This is a genomic window from uncultured Microbulbifer sp. (assembly GCF_947498635.1).
Lineage (GTDB): Bacteria > Pseudomonadota > Gammaproteobacteria > Pseudomonadales > Cellvibrionaceae > Microbulbifer > Microbulbifer echini.
On the sequence record NZ_CANMKV010000007.1, the window covers coordinates 40028 to 58642 of the forward strand.

General features: G+C 55.8%; 19 protein-coding genes. 11 read left to right on the forward strand and 8 right to left on the reverse strand.

Annotated features, from left to right (window positions below):
- Positions 1-11: 11 nt before the first annotated feature.
- From rlmB to Q1A69_RS05250, 5 genes are all read left to right on the forward strand, one after another.
- Complete coding sequence (gene rlmB, locus Q1A69_RS05230) at positions 12-767, forward strand: 23S rRNA (guanosine(2251)-2'-O)-methyltransferase RlmB (protein ID WP_299582155.1); 756 nt, start codon at positions 12-14, stop codon at positions 765-767.
- Positions 768-1004: 237 nt separating this feature from the next.
- Positions 1005-1559 carry an RNA polymerase sigma factor gene (locus Q1A69_RS05235; protein WP_299582158.1) on the forward strand — a complete coding sequence of 185 codons (555 nt, stop codon included), beginning with the start codon at positions 1005-1007 and terminating at the stop codon, positions 1557-1559.
- Positions 1560-1577: 18 nt separating this feature from the next.
- Complete coding sequence (locus Q1A69_RS05240) at positions 1578-2165, forward strand: hypothetical protein (RefSeq protein ID WP_299582160.1); 588 nt, start codon at positions 1578-1580, stop codon at positions 2163-2165.
- Positions 2166-2226: 61 nt separating this feature from the next.
- Positions 2227-2772 carry a hypothetical protein gene (locus tag Q1A69_RS05245; protein ID WP_299582162.1) on the forward strand — a complete coding sequence of 182 codons (546 nt, stop codon included), beginning with the start codon at positions 2227-2229 and terminating at the stop codon, positions 2770-2772.
- A 52-nt stretch (positions 2773-2824) separates the two neighbouring features.
- Positions 2825-4135, forward strand: coding sequence for a hypothetical protein (locus Q1A69_RS05250; RefSeq protein WP_299582165.1), 1311 nt, complete (start codon positions 2825-2827; stop codon positions 4133-4135).
- Positions 4136-4263: 128 nt separating this feature from the next.
- Here the strand turns inward: Q1A69_RS05250 and Q1A69_RS05255 are convergent, their stop codons facing one another.
- Together Q1A69_RS05255 and Q1A69_RS05260 are read right to left on the reverse strand one after the other, a co-directional pair.
- Positions 4264-5100 carry an isocitrate lyase/phosphoenolpyruvate mutase family protein gene (locus tag Q1A69_RS05255; protein ID WP_299582167.1) on the reverse strand — a complete coding sequence of 279 codons (837 nt, stop codon included), beginning with the start codon at positions 5098-5100 and terminating at the stop codon, positions 4264-4266.
- A 203-nt stretch (positions 5101-5303) separates the two neighbouring features.
- Complete coding sequence (locus Q1A69_RS05260) at positions 5304-6134, reverse strand: alpha/beta fold hydrolase (protein ID WP_299582169.1); 831 nt, start codon at positions 6132-6134, stop codon at positions 5304-5306.
- Between the two features lie 317 nt (positions 6135-6451).
- Between Q1A69_RS05260 and rpsF the strand changes: the two genes are divergently transcribed.
- From rpsF to Q1A69_RS05290, 6 genes are all read left to right on the forward strand, one after another.
- Complete coding sequence (gene rpsF / locus Q1A69_RS05265) at positions 6452-6895, forward strand: 30S ribosomal protein S6 (protein ID WP_299582172.1); 444 nt, start codon at positions 6452-6454, stop codon at positions 6893-6895.
- Positions 6896-6907: 12 nt separating this feature from the next.
- The gene (rpsR, locus tag Q1A69_RS05270; RefSeq protein ID WP_299582174.1) at positions 6908-7138 is read left to right on the forward strand and encodes a 30S ribosomal protein S18; all 231 of its coding nucleotides are present in this window, start codon (positions 6908-6910) and stop codon (positions 7136-7138) included.
- A 43-nt stretch (positions 7139-7181) separates the two neighbouring features.
- Positions 7182-8024, forward strand: coding sequence for a hypothetical protein (locus Q1A69_RS05275; RefSeq protein ID WP_299582176.1), 843 nt, complete (start codon positions 7182-7184; stop codon positions 8022-8024).
- 35 nt (positions 8025-8059) lie between these two features.
- Positions 8060-8506 carry a 50S ribosomal protein L9 gene (rplI, locus tag Q1A69_RS05280; RefSeq protein WP_299582179.1) on the forward strand — a complete coding sequence of 149 codons (447 nt, stop codon included), beginning with the start codon at positions 8060-8062 and terminating at the stop codon, positions 8504-8506.
- 108 nt (positions 8507-8614) lie between these two features.
- Entirely contained in the window at positions 8615-10057 is a 1443-nt protein-coding gene (gene dnaB, locus Q1A69_RS05285) for a replicative DNA helicase (protein ID WP_299582181.1), read from the forward strand.
- A gap of 69 nt (positions 10058-10126) precedes the next feature.
- A complete protein-coding gene (locus Q1A69_RS05290; RefSeq protein ID WP_299582183.1) occupies positions 10127-11218 on the forward strand; it encodes a crosslink repair DNA glycosylase YcaQ family protein in 1092 nt (363 codons plus the stop codon).
- Here the strand turns inward: Q1A69_RS05290 and Q1A69_RS05295 are convergent.
- The 6 genes from Q1A69_RS05295 to Q1A69_RS05320 form a co-directional block, all read right to left on the reverse strand.
- Entirely contained in the window at positions 11208-11867 is a 660-nt protein-coding gene (locus Q1A69_RS05295) for a DUF6515 family protein (protein WP_299582186.1), read from the reverse strand. The genes Q1A69_RS05290 and Q1A69_RS05295 overlap by 11 nt on opposite strands.
- Positions 11868-11977: 110 nt before the next feature.
- A complete protein-coding gene (gene speB / locus Q1A69_RS05300; RefSeq protein WP_299582189.1) occupies positions 11978-12850 on the reverse strand; it encodes an agmatinase in 873 nt (290 codons plus the stop codon).
- A 68-nt stretch (positions 12851-12918) separates the two neighbouring features.
- Positions 12919-14112 (reverse strand): carboxynorspermidine decarboxylase, encoded by a 1194-nt coding sequence (gene nspC, locus Q1A69_RS05305; protein ID WP_299582192.1) that lies wholly within the window; start codon positions 14110-14112, stop codon positions 12919-12921.
- A 69-nt stretch (positions 14113-14181) separates the two neighbouring features.
- Positions 14182-15375: a saccharopine dehydrogenase family protein gene (locus Q1A69_RS05310; RefSeq protein ID WP_299582195.1), complete on the reverse strand. Its 1194-nt coding sequence runs from the start codon at positions 15373-15375 to the stop codon at positions 14182-14184.
- 69 nt (positions 15376-15444) lie between these two features.
- Positions 15445-17367 carry a biosynthetic arginine decarboxylase gene (speA, locus tag Q1A69_RS05315; protein ID WP_299582198.1) on the reverse strand — a complete coding sequence of 641 codons (1923 nt, stop codon included), beginning with the start codon at positions 17365-17367 and terminating at the stop codon, positions 15445-15447.
- Between the two features lie 226 nt (positions 17368-17593).
- Positions 17594-18328, reverse strand: coding sequence for a DUF6515 family protein (locus Q1A69_RS05320; protein ID WP_299582201.1), 735 nt, complete (start codon positions 18326-18328; stop codon positions 17594-17596).
- Between the last annotated feature and the right edge of the window lie 287 nt (positions 18329-18615).

The window sequence follows — 18615 nt, forward strand, 5'->3', positions numbered from 1 at the left end:
TGAGGAATACATTGAGCCAAGAATTGGTGTACGGCCTGCACGCGGTGCAGGCGCTTTTAAAGGGTTCTCCACAGAATGTGCAGGAGCTGATGTTATTGCGCGGACGCAAGGATCAGCGTTTGCAGAAAATTATTTTGCAGGCGGAGAAAAATGATATTGCCCTGAGCTTCGTTGACCGGCGCACTTTGGATGACAAAGTGGAAGAGGGTGCGAATCATCAGGGTGTAGTGGCACTCTGTGTCGGTAAAACCAAAGTCCATGATGAAAAATTTCTGTTGGAATTACTCGAGCAGCTTGATCAACGGGCCGAGGCGCCTTTCCTGTTGATATTGGATGGTGTCACTGATCCCCATAATCTGGGGGCCTGCTTGCGCTCTGCTGAAGCCGCCGGGGTACACGCCGTTATTGCGCCAAAGGATAAATCTGCGGGCCTTACGCCCACCGCGCGAAAGGTGGCTTGTGGCGCAGCGGAGGTTTTGCCCTTCGTCACAGTGACTAATCTCGCGCGTACCCTGCAGCAATTACAGCAAGCCGGGGTATGGATATTTGGCGCGGCTGGTGAGGCCACTCAGAATGTTTATCAGTCTCAGTTAACGGGCCCTATGGCTCTGGTGATGGGAGCCGAGGGCAGTGGTCTGCGCAGATTGACCCGAGAGCACTGTGACCATCTGATTAAAATTCCCATGGCCGGTGAAGTCAGCAGTCTTAATGTCTCTGTCGCTACCGGAGTCTGCCTATTTGAGGCGGTGCGCCAGCGCGGCGGCTGATTTTCTTTCCGAGTTTAATCCGGCTTCGCGACCCGGTGTTTACTGACGCCGGGTCGTGTATTGGCCCGGCGTAGCTTTTCACGTACAAATCCCTTTCACTGCTCCTCCCCAGCGAATTACTGCTAGATTTTTTCTCACTGCCATCATGTGGTTTCACTGTGCAGTTTTCATTTTATTTATGTCGCGAGTAGAGAAAAACTTGCGGACACCTTTTCCCTAATTTCCGGGAGTAGTGGTTTGTACGCCTGGCCCTCCAAATTACTGCTGCGGCGATCGAGTGGTGCTCGCTTTGCCGAATTCGTTCACCCACATATCCGTCAGCTCTATCGTATGGCCTATCGTTGGACCCGAAATCGAGAAGAGGCCGAAGATCTCGTACAGGATGTACTGGCCAGTTTGTTGGCGCGATCAGTGGCATTGGAAAAAATTGAGCGCCTGGGTCCCTGGTTAATCAAGGTGCTTTATCACCGTTATGTCGACCTCTACCGCAGGCGTCGCATCTCACCAATTGATTCTGAGGTCGATTGGCAAGAGGCGGCAGGCAGTGTATTTGAAGAGGAGCCCTATGCGCGGGTGGAAACTCAGCGCCTGTTGCTACAAGCCTTATCGACCTTAGAAGCGGGATGGCGCGATGCTGTTTTACTGCACGATGTGGAGGGCTATTCAGTACTGGAGGTGTCGGACATTTTGGATGTCAATGTGGGTACAGTGAAGTCGCGCTTGCATCGCGCACATAAAAAATTAAAAAAAATACTGGGCGAGGGAACCTATAGCGAGAGTCAGCCGTGTTAATGATTAGAGGAAACGGCAATGCTAAAAAATGACTTGGCAGATTTTTCAAGTGATGCGGATTTGGAGAGGCAGCTCAGGTGTCTGCCGGTTGAGGAGCCCGGCGATGATTTAGAAGAGCGCATTTTGGCATCCTTATTTGCTCGTCAGGAGGCACATGCTGCGTATTCTGCAAAGCGCCTCTCCGGTGGTAAATACCCGAAGCTGGGACAGCTGGCGGTAGCCGCTAGTTTTCTTCTAGTCATTACATTGGTAGCGCTGTTCGCCCCCTCAAAAAATTTGTTATCGGAAGTCGCATCGGTTTACACACCCGCGCATTCCAATCGGGCTCATACACAAGCGGCGACTTCACGGCCAGTGCATTTTGTGCTGCATAGTGGCCGGTCCATGCCGGGCGCGGTAATCCGGATAATCCTACCGGAGAATGTACGTCTCGAAGGGTATGCGAGCAGACAGGTATTGCAATGGCAGACGGATATTGCGGTTGGAAGTAACCGCCTGTCACTACCGGTGAAAGTTCTCGGCGATAGAGACGCGGGGGAGATATTGATTGAAGTGGAATATGGCGGGGCGAGTAAGCGCATGCGACAACGATTAACGCATTTGTGAACTCAACACCTCCCGCCGTATTGAATGGCAATGTACGTCACAACTTAGAGGTAACCAAGCGATGTGGAAACAGGGAATATTGGCGGCGAGTGTCGCTGCGACAGTGCTGTGCACCGGACCACTAATGGCACAGGAAATGCCTGAAGATCTGGATGTCACTTTAACCGTGGTAGAGGAGGACCAAGATGCGCTGGATGTGGTGAATAACATAGAGTTGCCGCCGGATCTGCAAGAAATTGCCGAGGAAACCATGGCCGCGGTGATGGAGGCGATGGCTTCCTCAGGGATGGGGGCCGAGCACAGCGAGGAAATTGAGGCGAAGATGCATGAGGCTATCGCGCGGCACCAGGAAATTATGGCCAGTGCGCGTCTCTCAGCGGAAGCGGCTAGGGAAGAGGCCATGCGAACAGCCGAGGTCGCCAGGGAAAATATCGAAGAAGCTGTGAAAAGTGCTATGAATGGTGCCGATATTCAGGGTGTGATCGAGCAAATGATGCAGGATATCTTGAGTAGTTTGCCAGTTGATATTCGCGATCAGATTTCAATGGAGCTCGATGGAATTTTGGGGCAAGTTCAGGAGGATTTACCCGATGGCCCGGATGCCTAACTGACGGATACGAAAAAACTTGATGACAGGGAATGTTTAGGAGTAATCCACAGTGCAACATGGGCAGATCGGAACAGTACTAATCACACTGATGGTATTGATACCTTCAGTATCTATGGCGGCGGATTCCTTTAGCGAGGCGACGGAGGCTTTTAAGCAGGGAAAATACCGTAAGGCGCTAAAGTATTTTGAGGCTGAGCGTGAGTCTGGCAATAACTCGGCAAAGATCAGATATAACACCGGCGTTACCCTGATGAAACTCGAGCGTTATTCAGAGGCCACGATTTATTTTCTCGGCTTGCTGAATGACGCTCGCTGGCGAGATCTGGCCCACTATAACCTGGCCATTGCTGCGGAGCGCAGTAAGCGAGAGCTGGTTGCGCTCAAACACTATCGTATTGTGCGGGAGGGAGCGGCCAGTGAAAAACTGCGAAACATGGCCGCTCGCCGCCTGCGTTTACTTGCCGATGCACATCGCGGAGAACAGGATAAACCCTGGTTGGCTACGGTTAGTTTGAGCGCCGGCCATGATGACAACGCTTATGCGTTGCAAAATGAATTGCTGGAAGAATCCTCAATCGGCGATGACAACTTCGCAGAATTTTTTGCCTGGGGGCAATATCGTTTTAGCGGATCGCAAGCAAATGGATGGCGGGTGCACGGTTACGGGTTTGGGCGGAAATATAAAGAGTATGAGAATCTTGATCTAGCCAGTGCCCGTGCAGCGTTTTCCCGAGATCAGCAGCGGTTTGGTTGGGCGACAGAGTTGGGCCTTGCGGCCGAGATGGTGACGCTGGGAGGAGAGTCTGTCACCCAGCAGGTGCGGTTACTTGCCAAGGCCTCAAAAAATTGGGGGCACTCAAAAGTAGCTATTTCCTACAGCCCAGGATACTACATTGGTGGCGATGAATATGCTTACCTGGATGGTTGGCGCCAGTTTTTTGATGTGAGCTGGCAGCGTGTATTATTTTCTGCCGAGGCTTCCATTTTTTATCGTTTCGACTACAGCGATCGCGAAGGTCAAGTGAAATCCCAGGGGGATTACTATAGCTATTCTCCTGCCCGACACTCCTTGGGTGGGGCCCTGGCCTGGAACCTCTCTGCTAAGTGGAATTTTTCTACCGGCTTGGAGTATCGCAGTAGTCTCTATAACGAAAAAAATCGTATTACTGACAATGAAAGCAATATAGATTTTTACTACAGGGAGGCTGATAGGGTGAGATCTTGGTTGGCGGCAAAACTTAGAATTACTCCAGATTTTCACGTCAATGGAAAATATCAGTATATTGATAATAGTGAAAACCGGGACTTGTATTCCTATAGCAAAAGCGAGTTTAGTCTTGGTGTTGCTTATGTCTTCTGAGAGGAAGATAGAGAATCTAATCAATTTATAAATTACTTGGCGTTAGTGATGACTTTTTTCTAGGGAAAGTCATCACTAGTTTCAGCAGCTATCTTGATCAAAACTTAAAAAACGCTGCTGAGAAACGCTTAATTTCTGTATTCGCTCAAGGGGGAACCTCTCTCTAAAACGAACACTTCACTATTTAAGTAATCATAATCCAGCGGGTGATCAAATATTCCAACGGGGATTTTGTTTTTTAGAACGTCTTTCGATAAATGGTTAAATAGGGCATAGCTCGATTGGAATGGTGCTGCTCCATAACTCAATCTGCGAATGCCCGCTGTGTAGAATTGCGTCGGCGCCTCCATTCCAGGTAGCAACATTAAGTTGAGCGGGATAGTGATTTTCTTTGCAAGGCGCTGAGCCTCCGCCAGGGAGGTTAAACCCGGGATAAATCCTCCATTCGCACCGGCATTTTGATAGTGCAATAATCTTTGTATCACTTCACTGAGCGAATCTTCACTCTCATTTCCCCTGTTTAGGTATACGTCAGTCCGCGCATTAATAAAAAGTGATCGCCCCTGTAAGGCAGATCGAATGGATCGGATTTTTTCGCACAGCAATTGCGGGCTCCCGTTGCCATCCTCGATATTAATCCCTACGACACCGAGATCGCTCAAAGTTTTGACCAGCTCGGCTACCTGAATGGGGTCGGAGCTGTATCCATCTTCTATATCTATGGATACCGGTATCCGGGAAACACGCAAAATACGCTGAATGGCTCCGAGGTGTTCCGATACAGGCAGGCTGCCGCCATCCGTATAACCGAGTGACCAAGCGACCGCGGCGCTACTGGTGGCCAGAGCGGAGGCACCAACTGCCTGGCAAAGCAGCGCGCTGGCGGCATCCCAGATATTGGGCAGAATGAGCACCTGGTTACCTTGATGCAAAGTTTCGAATTGCTTGAAATGGTCAGTAGTCATCGAATTCCCCAGGCGATCGTTTATTGGTTTAGCTTGCTGGAAGACAAGTTACTTCCGACCTGTTGTGGATACTGGCCAGAATCGGAAGCGAACAGAAAATGACTGGGCGGAACGATGAAGGTCGCAGAGGGTGTCGCGGCAAAGAAAGCATTAAGGATGTGTTGATCATTAGAGGTCATCGCCTGGCGCCAGGGGAGCCGTTTTCAGTTCGAGATGGCGGGTTGCTGGGTCAGCCAACTGTCCACTTCGGCGACGATTGGGCGCGGATTTTTTATCCAGCTTAGATGCGGATTGCCTATAGGGTGCGTGGCAGCCATCTCTCGGGTTTCGCCATCCATAATCGCAGCCAGTCTGCGGGCTGCTTCTAGCGGTGCGAAAGGATCACCGGCCAGGGCGATATGCAGTGTGGGTTGGTCACTGGCTTTGCGTTCAATAAACTGTTTTTCCGGGGAAAAATGGCCGCTGAAGATCGCGCTGGCCCAGTCCTGCATCAGCTTGCGCGCTTCGCGCCAGCCAAAGCCCATTCGCGCGCCGGGGAAATAGCCCAGCACGCTCGATGTGGCACTGGCAATCGCGGCGAAAGTCAGCAGGGCATAGCGCTGTAGCCCGTGCCAACTGCGGTGATCGACATGTCCTGAAGCAATGGTCACCACTTTGGCGTTGCCGGTCAGGCCCGCGCGCGCCGCCAGGGTGCTGGTTTGGCCGCCGATGCTGTGGCCGAGAATCAGGGCCGGGCCGGCGGGGAAGGACTGCTCTAGCAGCTTCAGTAGCTGCGGGATAAATGTGAATACCAAATCGTCGTAACCGTAGTCGGCACTGCGGCTTGGTTTTGGCAGGCTGTCGCCTGTACCCGGTAGCTCGGTGATGGCGGTGCTGTAGCCGAGTCGCTGTAGCTCTTCGAGCAAAAGTCGGTAGCGATTGGCCGGTACCCCCATGGCGGGAATGACCAGGACGAGAGGGCTTTCGCCATTGTGAAAAGTGGCGACTGGCACCTGGAAGGCGCCAAATGTGAGATTGTGGATTTCTTGGGGCACGGTACTTCTCCCTGCAACTGGTGGCACTATATGCCAGCACAGTGGTGAAAACCCATGACCAGATCGCACACTTCAGTGGCTTAATCCACGCAAGCACCGCCCCCGCTCGCGCATAACATCGATTGATACACCGATTAATTGATCAATTTGCAACCGGGTTGGCGACGGCATCGGCCTAGATGAAATTGATCAACTTGCAACCAATCCCGCAACTGCCTAGAATACGCCGCCCGCAATGGGCTCGGTATCACCGCGCCTGTTGTACTCCTTGCCTCATCGGACTGTCCGGGAGGCTGATTAACCCGTAAGGAGCTAAAATGCGTCATTACGAAATTGTATTCCTGGTTCATCCGGACCAGAGCGAGCAGGTACCTGGCATGGTGGAGCGTTACACCGCTGCCATCAAGGACACTGGTGGTGAAGTTAACCGCCTGGAAGACTGGGGCCGTCGCCGTCTGGCTTACCCGATCAACAAGATCCACAAAGCTCACTACATTCTGATGAATGTTGAGTGCACTGAAGAAGCTCTGGAAGAGCTGACCACCAACTTCCGTTACAACGATGCGGTTATCCGTAATCTGGTAATCCGTGAAGACGAGGCGATCACCGATGAGAGCCCGATCATGAAAGCGGAAAAAGAAAGCCGTGAACGCAAGGCCGCCCGTGCAGAGCGCACTGAGCGTCGCGAGCGCACCGAGGAAGACAAGCCTTCCTCCCATGCCGCGGAAGAATCTTCCGATAACGCTGAAAGCGAAGAGTAAGGGGATAATCAGATGGCACGTTTTTTCCGTCGTCGTAAGTTCTGCCGTTTCACCGCGGAAGGTGTTAAGCGTATCGACTACAAAGATCTCGATACTCTGAAAGCCTACGTTTCTGAGACTGGCAAAATTGTACCGAGCCGTATCACCGGCACCAAAGCCAAGTATCAGCGTCAGCTGGCCACCGCGGTCAAGCGTGCACGCTACCTGGCACTGCTGCCGTACACGGACAGCCACGAAGTTTAAGCCGCAGTTTGCTTAGACTCATTAATAGAGAAGCTATCTAGATATGCGCGCCGTAGCTGAATTTATTATGCGCGGGCGCGTGCGGGCGGTAGTCCTCACCATGGTGGGGATACCGCTGATAAGCCCGGCAATCCTCGCTCTGGTGAGCTTGCGCCGCGGCGGCAGCGAAGGCCTGATGGTATTGGCCTGGGCGCTGTTGCCGATCGTCGTTATGGGTATGAGTGGCCATGTGCCACCCCTGGTGACCGGCATATCCGCCGGCCATTTCGCCGCAGTATTCTGCGGTGCCGTGGCGCTGCGCAGCCGCCGCTCATGGGTTGCCGCTCTGCTTGCAGTAACGGCGGCCTCGGCGGTGGGTATACTGCTCACCTCGGCTTTCAGTGGCGGCTTGCTGCAGGGCTTTATGCAGGCGCTTGAAAGCGCCGCGCAACAGCCCAACACTGTGCCGATGGAAGAGCTCAAGCAGGTGTTCTCAGGCGAGTTGCAGATTACTGGATATCTGAGCCTGATATCGGCGATGAGCGCCACACTGGCTTTGGTCTTGGGGCGCTACTGGCAGGCGCTGTTGTATAACCCCGGCGGTTTTCGCCAGGAGTTTCATCAGCTGCGTATGCCTCGGTGGCTGGCGGCACTAAGCATGCTGCTTTGGGTGTTGAGTCTGGTAACCCCAGGCTACGCCTTTTGGGGCGCCGTCATCGCCTTTCCGATGGTGGTGGCGGGCATTGCTCTGATTCACTGGCTGGTCGCCAGTCGCGGTTGGGGGATAGGTCCCCTGGTGGCGATGTATGTGATGCTGGTGATCGGTGGCCTGCCCCTGGCTGGATTCCTGTGTGGCCTGGCTCTGGTAGATAGCTGGATAGATATTCGCGGGCGCTCCACAAAATAGGCGCTCTCGCACAATACAAAATTGAGGAAACCGAGATGGAAGTTATTCTGCTCGATAAAGTAGGCAAACTGGGCAACGTGGGTGACCGCGTTGACGTAAAAGCCGGTTTTGGCCGCAACTTCCTGCTGCCGACTGGTAAAGCAATTCCGGCTACTGCAGCCAACGTTGCTGAGTTCGAAGCCAAGCGCGCTGAACTAGAAGCCGCGGCTGCTGCCAAGCTGGCAGAAGCCGACAGCCGTGCCACCAAGCTGGCTGGCCTGGTTGTTACTATCGCTGCCAACGCCGGTGACGAAGGTAAACTGTTCGGTTCTATCGGCACTCGCGACATCGCTGAAGCGATTACCGCTGGCGGTGTTGAAGTCGCTAAGGCTGAAGTGAAGCTGCCGGAAGGTGCTCTGCGCGAAGTGGGTGAGTACGAAGTAGACGTACAGCTGCACTCCGACGTGACTGCTGTAGTTAAAGTCGTAGTCGAAGCCGAATAAGGTTTTGCCGACAAGCAGTTGGTGCCATAGGCGCCAGCCGCGCTACAATCGGGCGCTGTACCCCACCGGGTCAGCGCCTGTTTTGTTTCTGGTATCCAGTAAAGCCCCATGATCGACGAATATCCCACGCCGCAAGAAGATATCCACAGTGAGGAGAGCTCTCCACTGCCGCATTCGGTAGAGGCGGAGCAGTCCGTGCTCGGTGGTCTGATGCTTGACCCGGGGCGCATCGATGCCGTTGCTGAGCAGTTGAGTGAAGAGGACTTCTTCACCGCCAGTCACCGCAAGATATTTGCGGTGATGGGTGAATTGAGCAATGGCGAGCAGCCTCTGGATATCGTTACCCTCGCCGAAGGGCTCGCCAGTCGCGACCTGCTCGGTGAAATAGGCGGTCCGGCCTATTTGGCGGAGCTGGCCGAAAACACCCCCTCCGCCGCCAATATCGTTGCCTACGCCAAGATCGTGCGCGAGCGCTCGATGTTGCGCCAGCTGATCGCCGCTGCCGGTGAAATCAGCCGCACTAGCTTCAATCCGGGCGGTCTCGCCTCCGCCGACCTGCTGCAGATGGCCGAGCGCCGCGTGGCGGAAATCGCCGAAGGGCGCGCCAAAGAGGGCGGCTTTGTCGGTGTGGATACCCTGCTGAAAAAAACCGTCGAGCGCATCGATGAGTTGTTCAAAACCGAGGGGGATATCACCGGCCTCAGTACGGGCCTCACCGAGCTGGACCAGCGCACCTCGGGTTGGCAGCCGGGCGAACTGGTGATCCTCGCCGCGCGCCCCTCCATGGGCAAGACTGCGCTGGCATTAAATTTTATTGAGAGCGCCATGCTGGTACAGGAGCGCCCGACTCTGGTATTCAGTATGGAGATGCCGTCGGACAGCCTGGTCATGCGGATGCTGTCTTCTATTGGCCGTATCGATCAGGGTCGTATCAGGAACGGCAAGCTGCAGGAAGAGGATTGGCCCAAGCTCTCCAGCGCCGTACAGAAAATGAAGGGCAAGGCCCTATACATTGACGATACCCCGGCGCTCAGCCCCAGTGAGGTACGCGCGCGCACCAAGCGCACGGTACGCGACCACATCAACAAACTGATGCGCGAAAATCCGCGTATGAGCCGCGAGGATGCCGAGGCCAAAAGTTTGCCTGCCATGATCATGGTGGATTACCTGCAGCTGATGCAGGTGAAGGGCTCTACCGAGGGACGTACCCAGGAGATCTCAGAGATCTCGCGCTCTCTCAAGGCGCTGGCGAAAGAATATGAGTGTCCGGTAATCGCCCTGTCGCAGCTCAACCGCGGTGTGGAGCAGCGGCCCAACAAGCGCCCGATGAACTCGGATCTGCGCGAATCCGGAGCGATCGAGCAGGACGCGGATGTAATTCTGTTTATCTACCGCGATGAGTACTACAACGAGGACAGCCCGGATAAGGGGTTGGCCGAGCTGATTATCGGTAAGCAGCGTAACGGTGAGATCGGTACTTGCCGCGCGGCGTTTATCGGTAAGTACACCCGCTTCGATAACTTGGCACCGGAATACTATCAGGGCGAGTAAGCCGCTCCCCGCCTCGGGTTAAAGCCACCGCCAGCCACGCTATTGGCTGGACACAGGGAGAGTCGCACCTTGCTGTCAGAGCAGAAAATTCGCGCCCTGGTGCTGCAGCGCCAGTTTATCCACAGCCCCTGGACCGAGGGGCTCTCCGGGTTACTAGAGCATTTGGGCGCGCTGCAATTGGATGCCATCCAGCGTATTACCCGCGCCCACCACCACCAGCTGTTCAACCGACTACCGCACTACCGCGAGGTACACCTGGCCGAGGCGGAGCAGCGCCGTGAAATTTTTGAGTACTGGTCCCACGCCGCCGCCTACCTGCCCATGGCGCACTACCGCTACGCGCGTGTGCGCATGGAGCGTATCCGCGCCGGCCAGCGGCATTGGTACGAGAAAAATGCCAAGCTGTGTCGCTATGTGCTCGACCGGGTGTGTTCAGAGGGGCCGCTGCGCGCCAGCGATTTCGTACGGACCAAAAGCGGTTGGTGGGCGTGGTCCGACGAGAAGAAAGCCTTGGAACAGCTGTTTCACGAGGGTGAGCTCATGGTCAGCCACCGCGAGGGTTTCCAGAAAGTCTTTGATCTGCCCGAGCGAATATTGCCGGCAAAATTGCCTACCAGCGCTGCTTCAGAGCTCGACTACGGCTGTCACTTGGTGCGCACCTTTTTGGGGTGCCAGGGGATTGGTCGGGCTGAGGAAATTGCCTACTTGCGCCGCGAAGACAAGCCTTTGATACAGCGGGCTGTAGAGGCCATGCTGGCGAGTGGTGAGCTGTCCCCGCTGGGGAAGGAGCTGATATTGACCGAACAGCTGGAACAGGGGCCCGCTAGGGTATCGCGCAAAGTGCGCCTGCTATCGCCATTCGACCCGTTGATATTGCAGCGCAAGCGCCTGCGCCGACTGTTTGAGTTTGAGTACCAGTTGGAATGCTATGTACCCGCGGCCAAACGTCGCTATGGCTATTTTTGCCTGCCAATTTTATATGCAGACCGCTTTGTGGGACTGGTGGACTTAAAGGCCGATCGGGAGGTTGGGGTGTTGCGTATAGAGAGCCTGCATTGGACAGAAAAGCCCGGTACCTCGCTCGAAGCGAGCTTTCACCGGGCTCTTGGGCAGTTCGCCCGTTTTCACGGGCTGGAAAGCAAAGCGCGGCTTACAGCTTGACCACCACATAGACTTCGCGGCCATCGCGTTGGGTGGGCATAAAGTAATTGCCGCCATAGCGGTAGTACTGGATGCCGTTAATCATTTCAGCGGTGTAACCCGTTGGCAGAGTCTCCACTACCTGGCCGGGCTGGAAACCGTTGGGGCCAGGGTTCGGCGTCGTGGGAATGGTTGCCGGTGCCGGAGCTGGAACTGTGACAACTGGGGCTGGAGCGGGAACTACGGCCACCGGTGCGGGAGGCGCAACCACAACATAGGAGCGGTTGGCGGGTATCCACTGATAATAAGAGTCGGCGTATTGGTAGTAGGTCAAACCGCCCACCTGTACTGGCACAGCACTTGCTGGCAGAGTCACTACAGAGGCGCCCAGCGGCGCACTGACCACCACATAACCCCTGGGGCTGTGGCGATAGAAATGACCACCGTGATAATAATAGGGGCGTCCGCCAACGGCGACGCGCACATGCTCTCTGGGCAGTGTCGCGGCGATAAAGCCGATAGAAACACGGGGGCCGCGATAGTGTCCACGGTGGTGGTGGCGGTGATTGTCCCCACGTTCGTATCCACGCGCATCGGCAGATGGGCTAAAGGCAAAGGCCGCCAGTGCAATGAAGGCACCGGCGCCCAGAACTAGGTTCAGTTTATTCACAGTCTCTCCAGCGAAGTGATTACTCACATCTGCATACTAACCCTTATCCTGACAGCAAAGACAGGTGAATTGGTTAAGAATTGTCAAAGCGCTGGAGTGTGGAGGATTGGTCAGCGATTGCGCTGGATAATACCCATCAGCTTGTACATCAATTGTGCAGCGGCGAAGTCATAGGCGTGAAAGCCTTCAATCGGCGCAAATTCCAGCACGTCGAAGCCGATAATCTCTCTTTGCCGTGCAACAGATTCGAATAGATTGAGGGTCTGATACCAGCCCAGGCCTCCGGGTACTGGGGTGCCGGTGGACGGGAAGACCGAAGGGTCCATGCCGTCGATATCCAGGGTAAAGAAGACCTTTTTGGGGAAGTTATCCGGTAGCTGGAATTCCTGCACGTTGTTGGGCACCAGCTGGTGGGCATCCAGGAAGCCTACGTCATAGTCCTTGCGCGCCTGCACTTCCTCTTCGCAGTAGGCGCGGATACCCAGCTGGAACAGCGGCACGCCGGCCTCCACGACCAGGCGCATCACGCTGGCGTGGCTGTGTTTGTAGCCCTCGTAGCGATCGCGCAGATCGGCATGAGCATCAATTTGAACCACGCCGAAGTCGGTCTCCCCGGCGTCCAGCAATCCCTTGATAAGGCCCCAGGTCACCGAGTGTTCACCGCCGATACCTACCGGCATCTTACCCAGTGCCAATACCTCTTTGGTGGCTGCGGCGATATTGTCCATCACCTGTTCGGCGGGTGCCGATACCGTTACCGGTGGCCGGGTGTAGATACCCAGTTTGCAAGGTGAGGAAAAATTGTCGTAGGTCTCCAGCTGCCAGGAGGCTTCGAGAATAGAGGCCGGGCCCTTGCCGGTGCCGCCGCCATAGGAGACGGTTTCTTCATAGGGGATGGGAATAATATGGAAAAGAGCATCTTCCGGCTTGGGTTGCTCAATCTCGGAGCCGAGGAAGATGGGGTAATCGTTTTCTGGCTGCATCTGCATATCCTCTGGCGATGGGGCGCTTGCGCGGCCCGCCGCCCGTATCTGTCTGGGTTGGGTTGGACTCAGGAGAGACGATCCTTGAAGTCCTCGTAGCCGAAGCGTTTGATTATCTTCAGGTCGTCAGTATCCGAGTTCCACAGGGCGATGGCGGGCAGGGGGATGCCGTTGAAGGTGTTGGTTTTTACCATGGTGTAGTAGGCCATTTCCTCGAATACCAGGCGTTCCCCCACCTTGAGTGGATTGTGGAAACTGTACTCGCCGATGCTATCGCCGGCCAGGCAGCTCTGGCCGCCCAGGCGATAGGTGTGGGGCAGCTCGCCGGGGCGCGCGGCGCCGGTAATTTGCGGGCGGTAAGGCATTTCCAGTACATCCGGCATATGGCAGGTAGCGGAAGCGTCGAGAATGGCTTGGTTTTCGCCGTTCCAGGCGGTGTCCACCACTTCTGACACGAGAATGCCGGAGAATAGGGAGATAGCCTCGCCGGGCTCCAGGTAGACCTGCACATCGTATTTGCCGGCGAAAGCGCGCACGGCCTGGATCAGTTCTTCCACCTGGTAATCGCGGCGGGTAATGTGGTGGCCGCCACCGAAATTGATCCACTCCATCTGCGGAATCAGGTCGCCGAACTTCTCTTCCACCGCGGCGATGGTGCGCTGTAGCGGTTTGAAGTCCTGTTCACACAGGGTGTGGAAGTGCAGGCCACTGATGCCCTCGAGGGATTCGCCGGCAAACAGTGAGCGCACAATACCGAGGCGCGAGCAGGCTGCGCAGGGATCGTAGAGATCGGTGTGACCCTCGGAGTGCTCGGGGTTGATACGCAGGCCGAAGCGCAGCCCCGGGCGCTGCTTTTGCATCTCCAGGCACAGCGCCCGGTAGCGCTTCCACTGGGCGAAAGAGTTGAAAATCACATGCTGAGCGAATTGCAGAATCTCGCGTAATTCGTCTTCTTTATAGCCGGCGCTGAATACGTGTACTTCTTTGCCCTGATCGCGGCCGCCGTATTCCTCAAAGCCGAGTTTCGCCTCGAAGAGGCCGCTGGCGCAGGTGCCGGACAGGTACTCTGCGACGATATGACCGGTGCTGAACATGGAAAAGGCTTTGAGCGCCGCCAGCACCTTGGCACCAGAGCGCTTTTGCACATCGGCGAGTAGAGCGAGGTTGTCGCGCAGGGCCGTTTCGTCAACTACGAAACAGGGCGAGGGTACGCGGTAGGGGTCGAAGTGGCCGAAGTAGTCAACGCGGGGAGTGAGGTCCATGGGGGGCAATATATCCTGCTGCGCGGGATGGGCGCGGGGCCCATCCCGAGGGGTGGAAAAGTGCGGTGTTTACCGGAAGGGTTTATCCAGCCAGGTTTCCTGCCAAGGCAGGCCGTACTGGTTCAGATCGTCCATAAAGGGATCCGGATCCATCTGCTCCATATTCCATACACCCGGCTTCATCCACTTGCCTTCCAGCATCATCTTGGCGCCGATCATCGCGGGTACGCCGGTGGTGTAGGAGATCGCCTGGGACTGAACTTCTTGGTAACAATCCTGGTGATCGCAAGTGTTGTAGACGTAGTAGATCTTCTCTTCGCCGTCTTTGCTGCCGCGGATAATGTTGCCGATGCAGGTCTTGCCTTTGGTTAGCGGGCCCAGGCTGGCGGGGTCCGGCAGAAGTTCTTTGAGGAACTGAATGGGCACGATCTGCTGGCCCTGGAATTCCACTGGCTCAATGCCGGTCATGCCGACGTTTTGCAGGACCTCCAGGTGCTTCAGGTAACTGTCGCCAAAGGTCATCCAGAAGCGTGCACGCTCGATTTCTGGGAAGTGCTTGGACAGGGATTCCAGCTCCTCGTGGTACAGCAGGTAGATATCCTTGTCGCCGATACCCTCGGGGAAGTTGAAGACGCGCTTTTCTTCCATGGGCTTGGTGGTGATCCACTGGCCGTTTTCCCAGTAGCGACCGTTGGCGGTGATCTCGCGGATATTGATTTCCGGGTTGAAGTTGGTGGCGAACGGCAGGCCGTGGTCACCGGCGTTACAGTCGAGAATATCCAGGGTGTGGATACGATCGAAGTGGTGTTTCTTGGCGTAGGCGGTAAATACGCTGGTGACACCGGGGTCGAAACCGCTGCCGAGCAGGGCCATCAGGCCGGCTTTCTCGAACTTCTCCTGGTAGGCCCACTGCCACTTGTACTCGAACTTGGCCTCTTCCGGCGGCTCGTAGTTGGCGGTGTCCAGGTAGTGCACGCCGGTTTCCAGGCAGGCATCCATGATGTGCAGGTCCTGGTAGGGCAGGGCCACATTAATTACCAGGTCCGGCTTTACTTTCTCGATCAGCTTGACCAGTTCGGGTACGTTGTCCGCATCGACCTCGGCAGTATCGATTTTGCGCGGTAGCATTTCCGCAATTTTGTCGCACTTGCTCTTGGTGCGGCTGGCGAGGGTGATATGTTCAAATACTTCCTCAACCTGGGCGCACTTGTGTGCGACCACCTGGCCGACGCCGCCGGCGCCGATGATCAGTACGTTGGCCATAAAGATCTCCTTAGTCTGCGGCGTTGACCGCCGCTATCGTCTTAAAGGCGCTGGCGCCTAATTTTTAACTTATTTTTCAAAATAGGTGTAACCGCTCATGCTGGCGGTGTAAGTGTGCAGTATTTGCTTGCGCTGGGCCGCGGTAATCAGCCCCTGCTTCACGGCGCGTTCCGCCAGTTGGCGGAAGCGCTCAAACAGCGCTTTAGGTTGGTATTCTACGTAACTCAATACATCGGAAATACTGTCGCCGTGAATTTCACGGCTGAAGTCGATACTGCCGTCTTCCTGTATGCGCACGCTCACCACATTGGTGTCGCCGAACAGGTTGTGCAGATCGCCGAGGGTCTCCTGGTAGGCGCCCACCAGGAAGGTGCCGAGAATATAGTCCTCGCCCTTTTTAAGTTCGTGAAGGGGCAGGGTCTTTTGTTCTTTTTCATGGCCGATAAAACGGTCGATCTTGCCGTCGCAGTCGCAGGTAATGTCGGCAATGATGGCGGAGCGGGTCGGCGCCTCGTCCAGGCGGTGGATCGGCAGTAGTGGGAACACCTGGTCGATAGCCCACATGTCCGGGATCGATTGGAATACGCTCACATTGGCGTAGTAGATATCCGAAAGGACCTCCGGCAGCGCCTGCAGATCCGCGGGTATGGCCTCGGCCTCATCCAGCAGTGCCCGAATTTCCTGAGCGCCCTGCAGGAACAGGTTTTCCGCATTGGCGCGCTCGCGCAGGCTCACCTGGCCGTGCAGGTACAGGGAGCGCAATTCGTCGCGGTAGTAGAGGGCATCGTTATAGCTTTCCTGCAGGTTTTTCGGGGTGATACTGCGCACCGCGTCCTGCAGGTTGAGCAACATCTGGTGGTCGCCATCACTGATCTTGGTGTGCTCCAGCTCTACCGGTTCGAAGCGGGTGGTGTCGAGCACATCGAATAAAAGTACCGAGGAGTAAGCCACGGTGGCGCGACCGGACTCGGTAATAATGACCGGGTGGGCCACGCCCTCGCTGTCGAGGGTGCCCATAATGGCTTCCACCACATCCACGCAATACTCGTCTAAAGAGTAGTTTTTCGAGTGGGTATAGTTGGTTTTGGTGCCGTCGTAGTCCACCGCCAAGCCACCACCCAGGTCCAGGTACCCCATGGGAGCGCCCTCCTCTACCAGGTCGGCGTAGTAACGGCAGGCTTCCAATACGCCTGTGCGGATATCGCGAATATTCGGCACCTGTGAGCCCAGGTGGTAGTGCAGCAGTTTGAGGCAGTCGAGCATATCGTGACTGCGCAGCTGGTCGACCATGGCGATCAGGTCATTACTGCCCAGGCCGAAAATACTGCGGTCGCCACTGGTTGCGTTCCAGTACCCGCCGACTTTGGAGGCGAGCTTTACCCGCGCGCCGATATTGGGGCGCACCTGCTCGCGCTCGGCACAGCGAATAATGGTTTCCACCTCCGAGGGGGTCTCCACCACGAAGAAGATCTGTACACCCAGACGCTGGGCCTGTAGACCGAGGTTAATAAATTCCTCGTCCTTGTAGCCGTTACACACAATCAGGGATTCGGTGTTATCCAGAATGGAGAGTGCCGCGATGAGCTCGGCCTTGCTGCCTGCTTCCAGGCCATGATTAAAGCGTCGACCGGCACTGGCGATCTCTTCGATTACCTGGCACTGCTGGTTCACCTTTATGGGGAAAACCCCGCGAAACACGTTGCCGTAGCCGCAGTCGTCGATGGCGCGGGCAAAGGATTCATTGATGCGGGCGATCTGTTCGTCGAGCAGGTTCTCAATACGCAGTAACAGCGGCATGCCCAGGCCGCGCTCGGTGGCGCCTCGGGCGATTTCCATCAGGGATACGCTGTGGGATTTGCCGTTTGGGCCTTCTACCAGTACTGAGACTTCACCGTTTTCATTCAAGTCGAAATAGCCGGCGCCCCAGTTGCGGATGCCGTACAGTTCGGCTGAATCTTCGCAGGTCCAGTTTTTTACTTGTTGCTGTTTCATGGCGCCTTTCCGTTGATCTGTGGCGGGCGCGAATCTTGGGCCCAGCAGGGCTGGAAAGCAATAACTATAGATAAAAAAACGCTATTTTTTACCGGTTAAAAAACTAAATATTTATTCGGTTTTTTGTGGGTTTCCTCGCCCTTTCCCGCTATTGAGTTTTTGTTCAGATTTTAGCGAAGAAATAAAAAAGCGGTCCGAAGACCGCTGAAGCGAGGGGGGATAAGCGTTACAGCAGGCCGGGATTTGGCACCACCCGGTAGCCGCGTCGCGCCTGGTCCCACTGGTAGTAGGTGTCGTAGGCCACATAGTAGTTGTAGCCGCCGACAACCACAGTCAAGGCAGAAGCCGGTAAGCTGTGCACTATGGCGCCGTGGGGCGGCCGGGTTACCACATAGCCGTGGGACGCTGGGCGGTAAAAAATGCCTTCGCTGTAATAAAAACCTGCCGCGCCGATACTCACGCTGACAATATTTTGCGGTAGGTGACGCCAGCGGTAGCCGTAGCCGTAATGCGCCGGACGCCAGTGGGGTCGGTGCCCGCGGTGGCCGTGGCGATAGTGGGGGCGATGTACCGCGCGGTGTTCGTGCCGATGCCCCTTGCGGTGCCCGCGGTTGTAGCCTTTGGAATAGCCATCTTTATAGGCGTGGCGAACCTCACGACGGTGTTTGCGCTCTTGCCTGCGCTCTTGCCTGCGCTCTTCTCTACGCTCTTGCCGGCGCTCCTGCCTGCGTTCTTCTCTGCGCTCTTGCTTGCGAAGCTGTCTTTCGTGCTCGCGGTTGTGGTGCTTTTTGTGGTGTTTATCGTGACCGCGCTCGAAGTGGCGCTGCTCGCGCTGAGCTCTTCCCTGCCCGTGTTGATCGTGGTCTATTGCACGTTGGTATCCCCGGTGTGCTTCGGAGAGAGCGGGGGTAGCTAGTAATAGCAGGCCCGCGGTGGCGATGGCAGTAGTGAGTTGTCTCATGGCAGCGCTCCCGAGCGCGGATGGCTCTTTGATATTGTTTAAGGGCTTTGTCTATGTTGGCGGGCAGTTTGCCTTGGCGGGCATGAACACTTCCTGAACTCTTTGCGGCGATGGTTCGTGCTGGAAATGTGCCGTGCGGAAGTGATGGGGGTGACCGGCAATCCGGTGTGTGGGTGACCGCTGTGGGCTGCCGCCGGCCTAGGCTGCCGGGGGAAAACCAGGCGATAGTGGCAGTTTCACTATGTTGAGACACCCGGTCTCAGCGAGTATGATGCCGCGCTGATTCA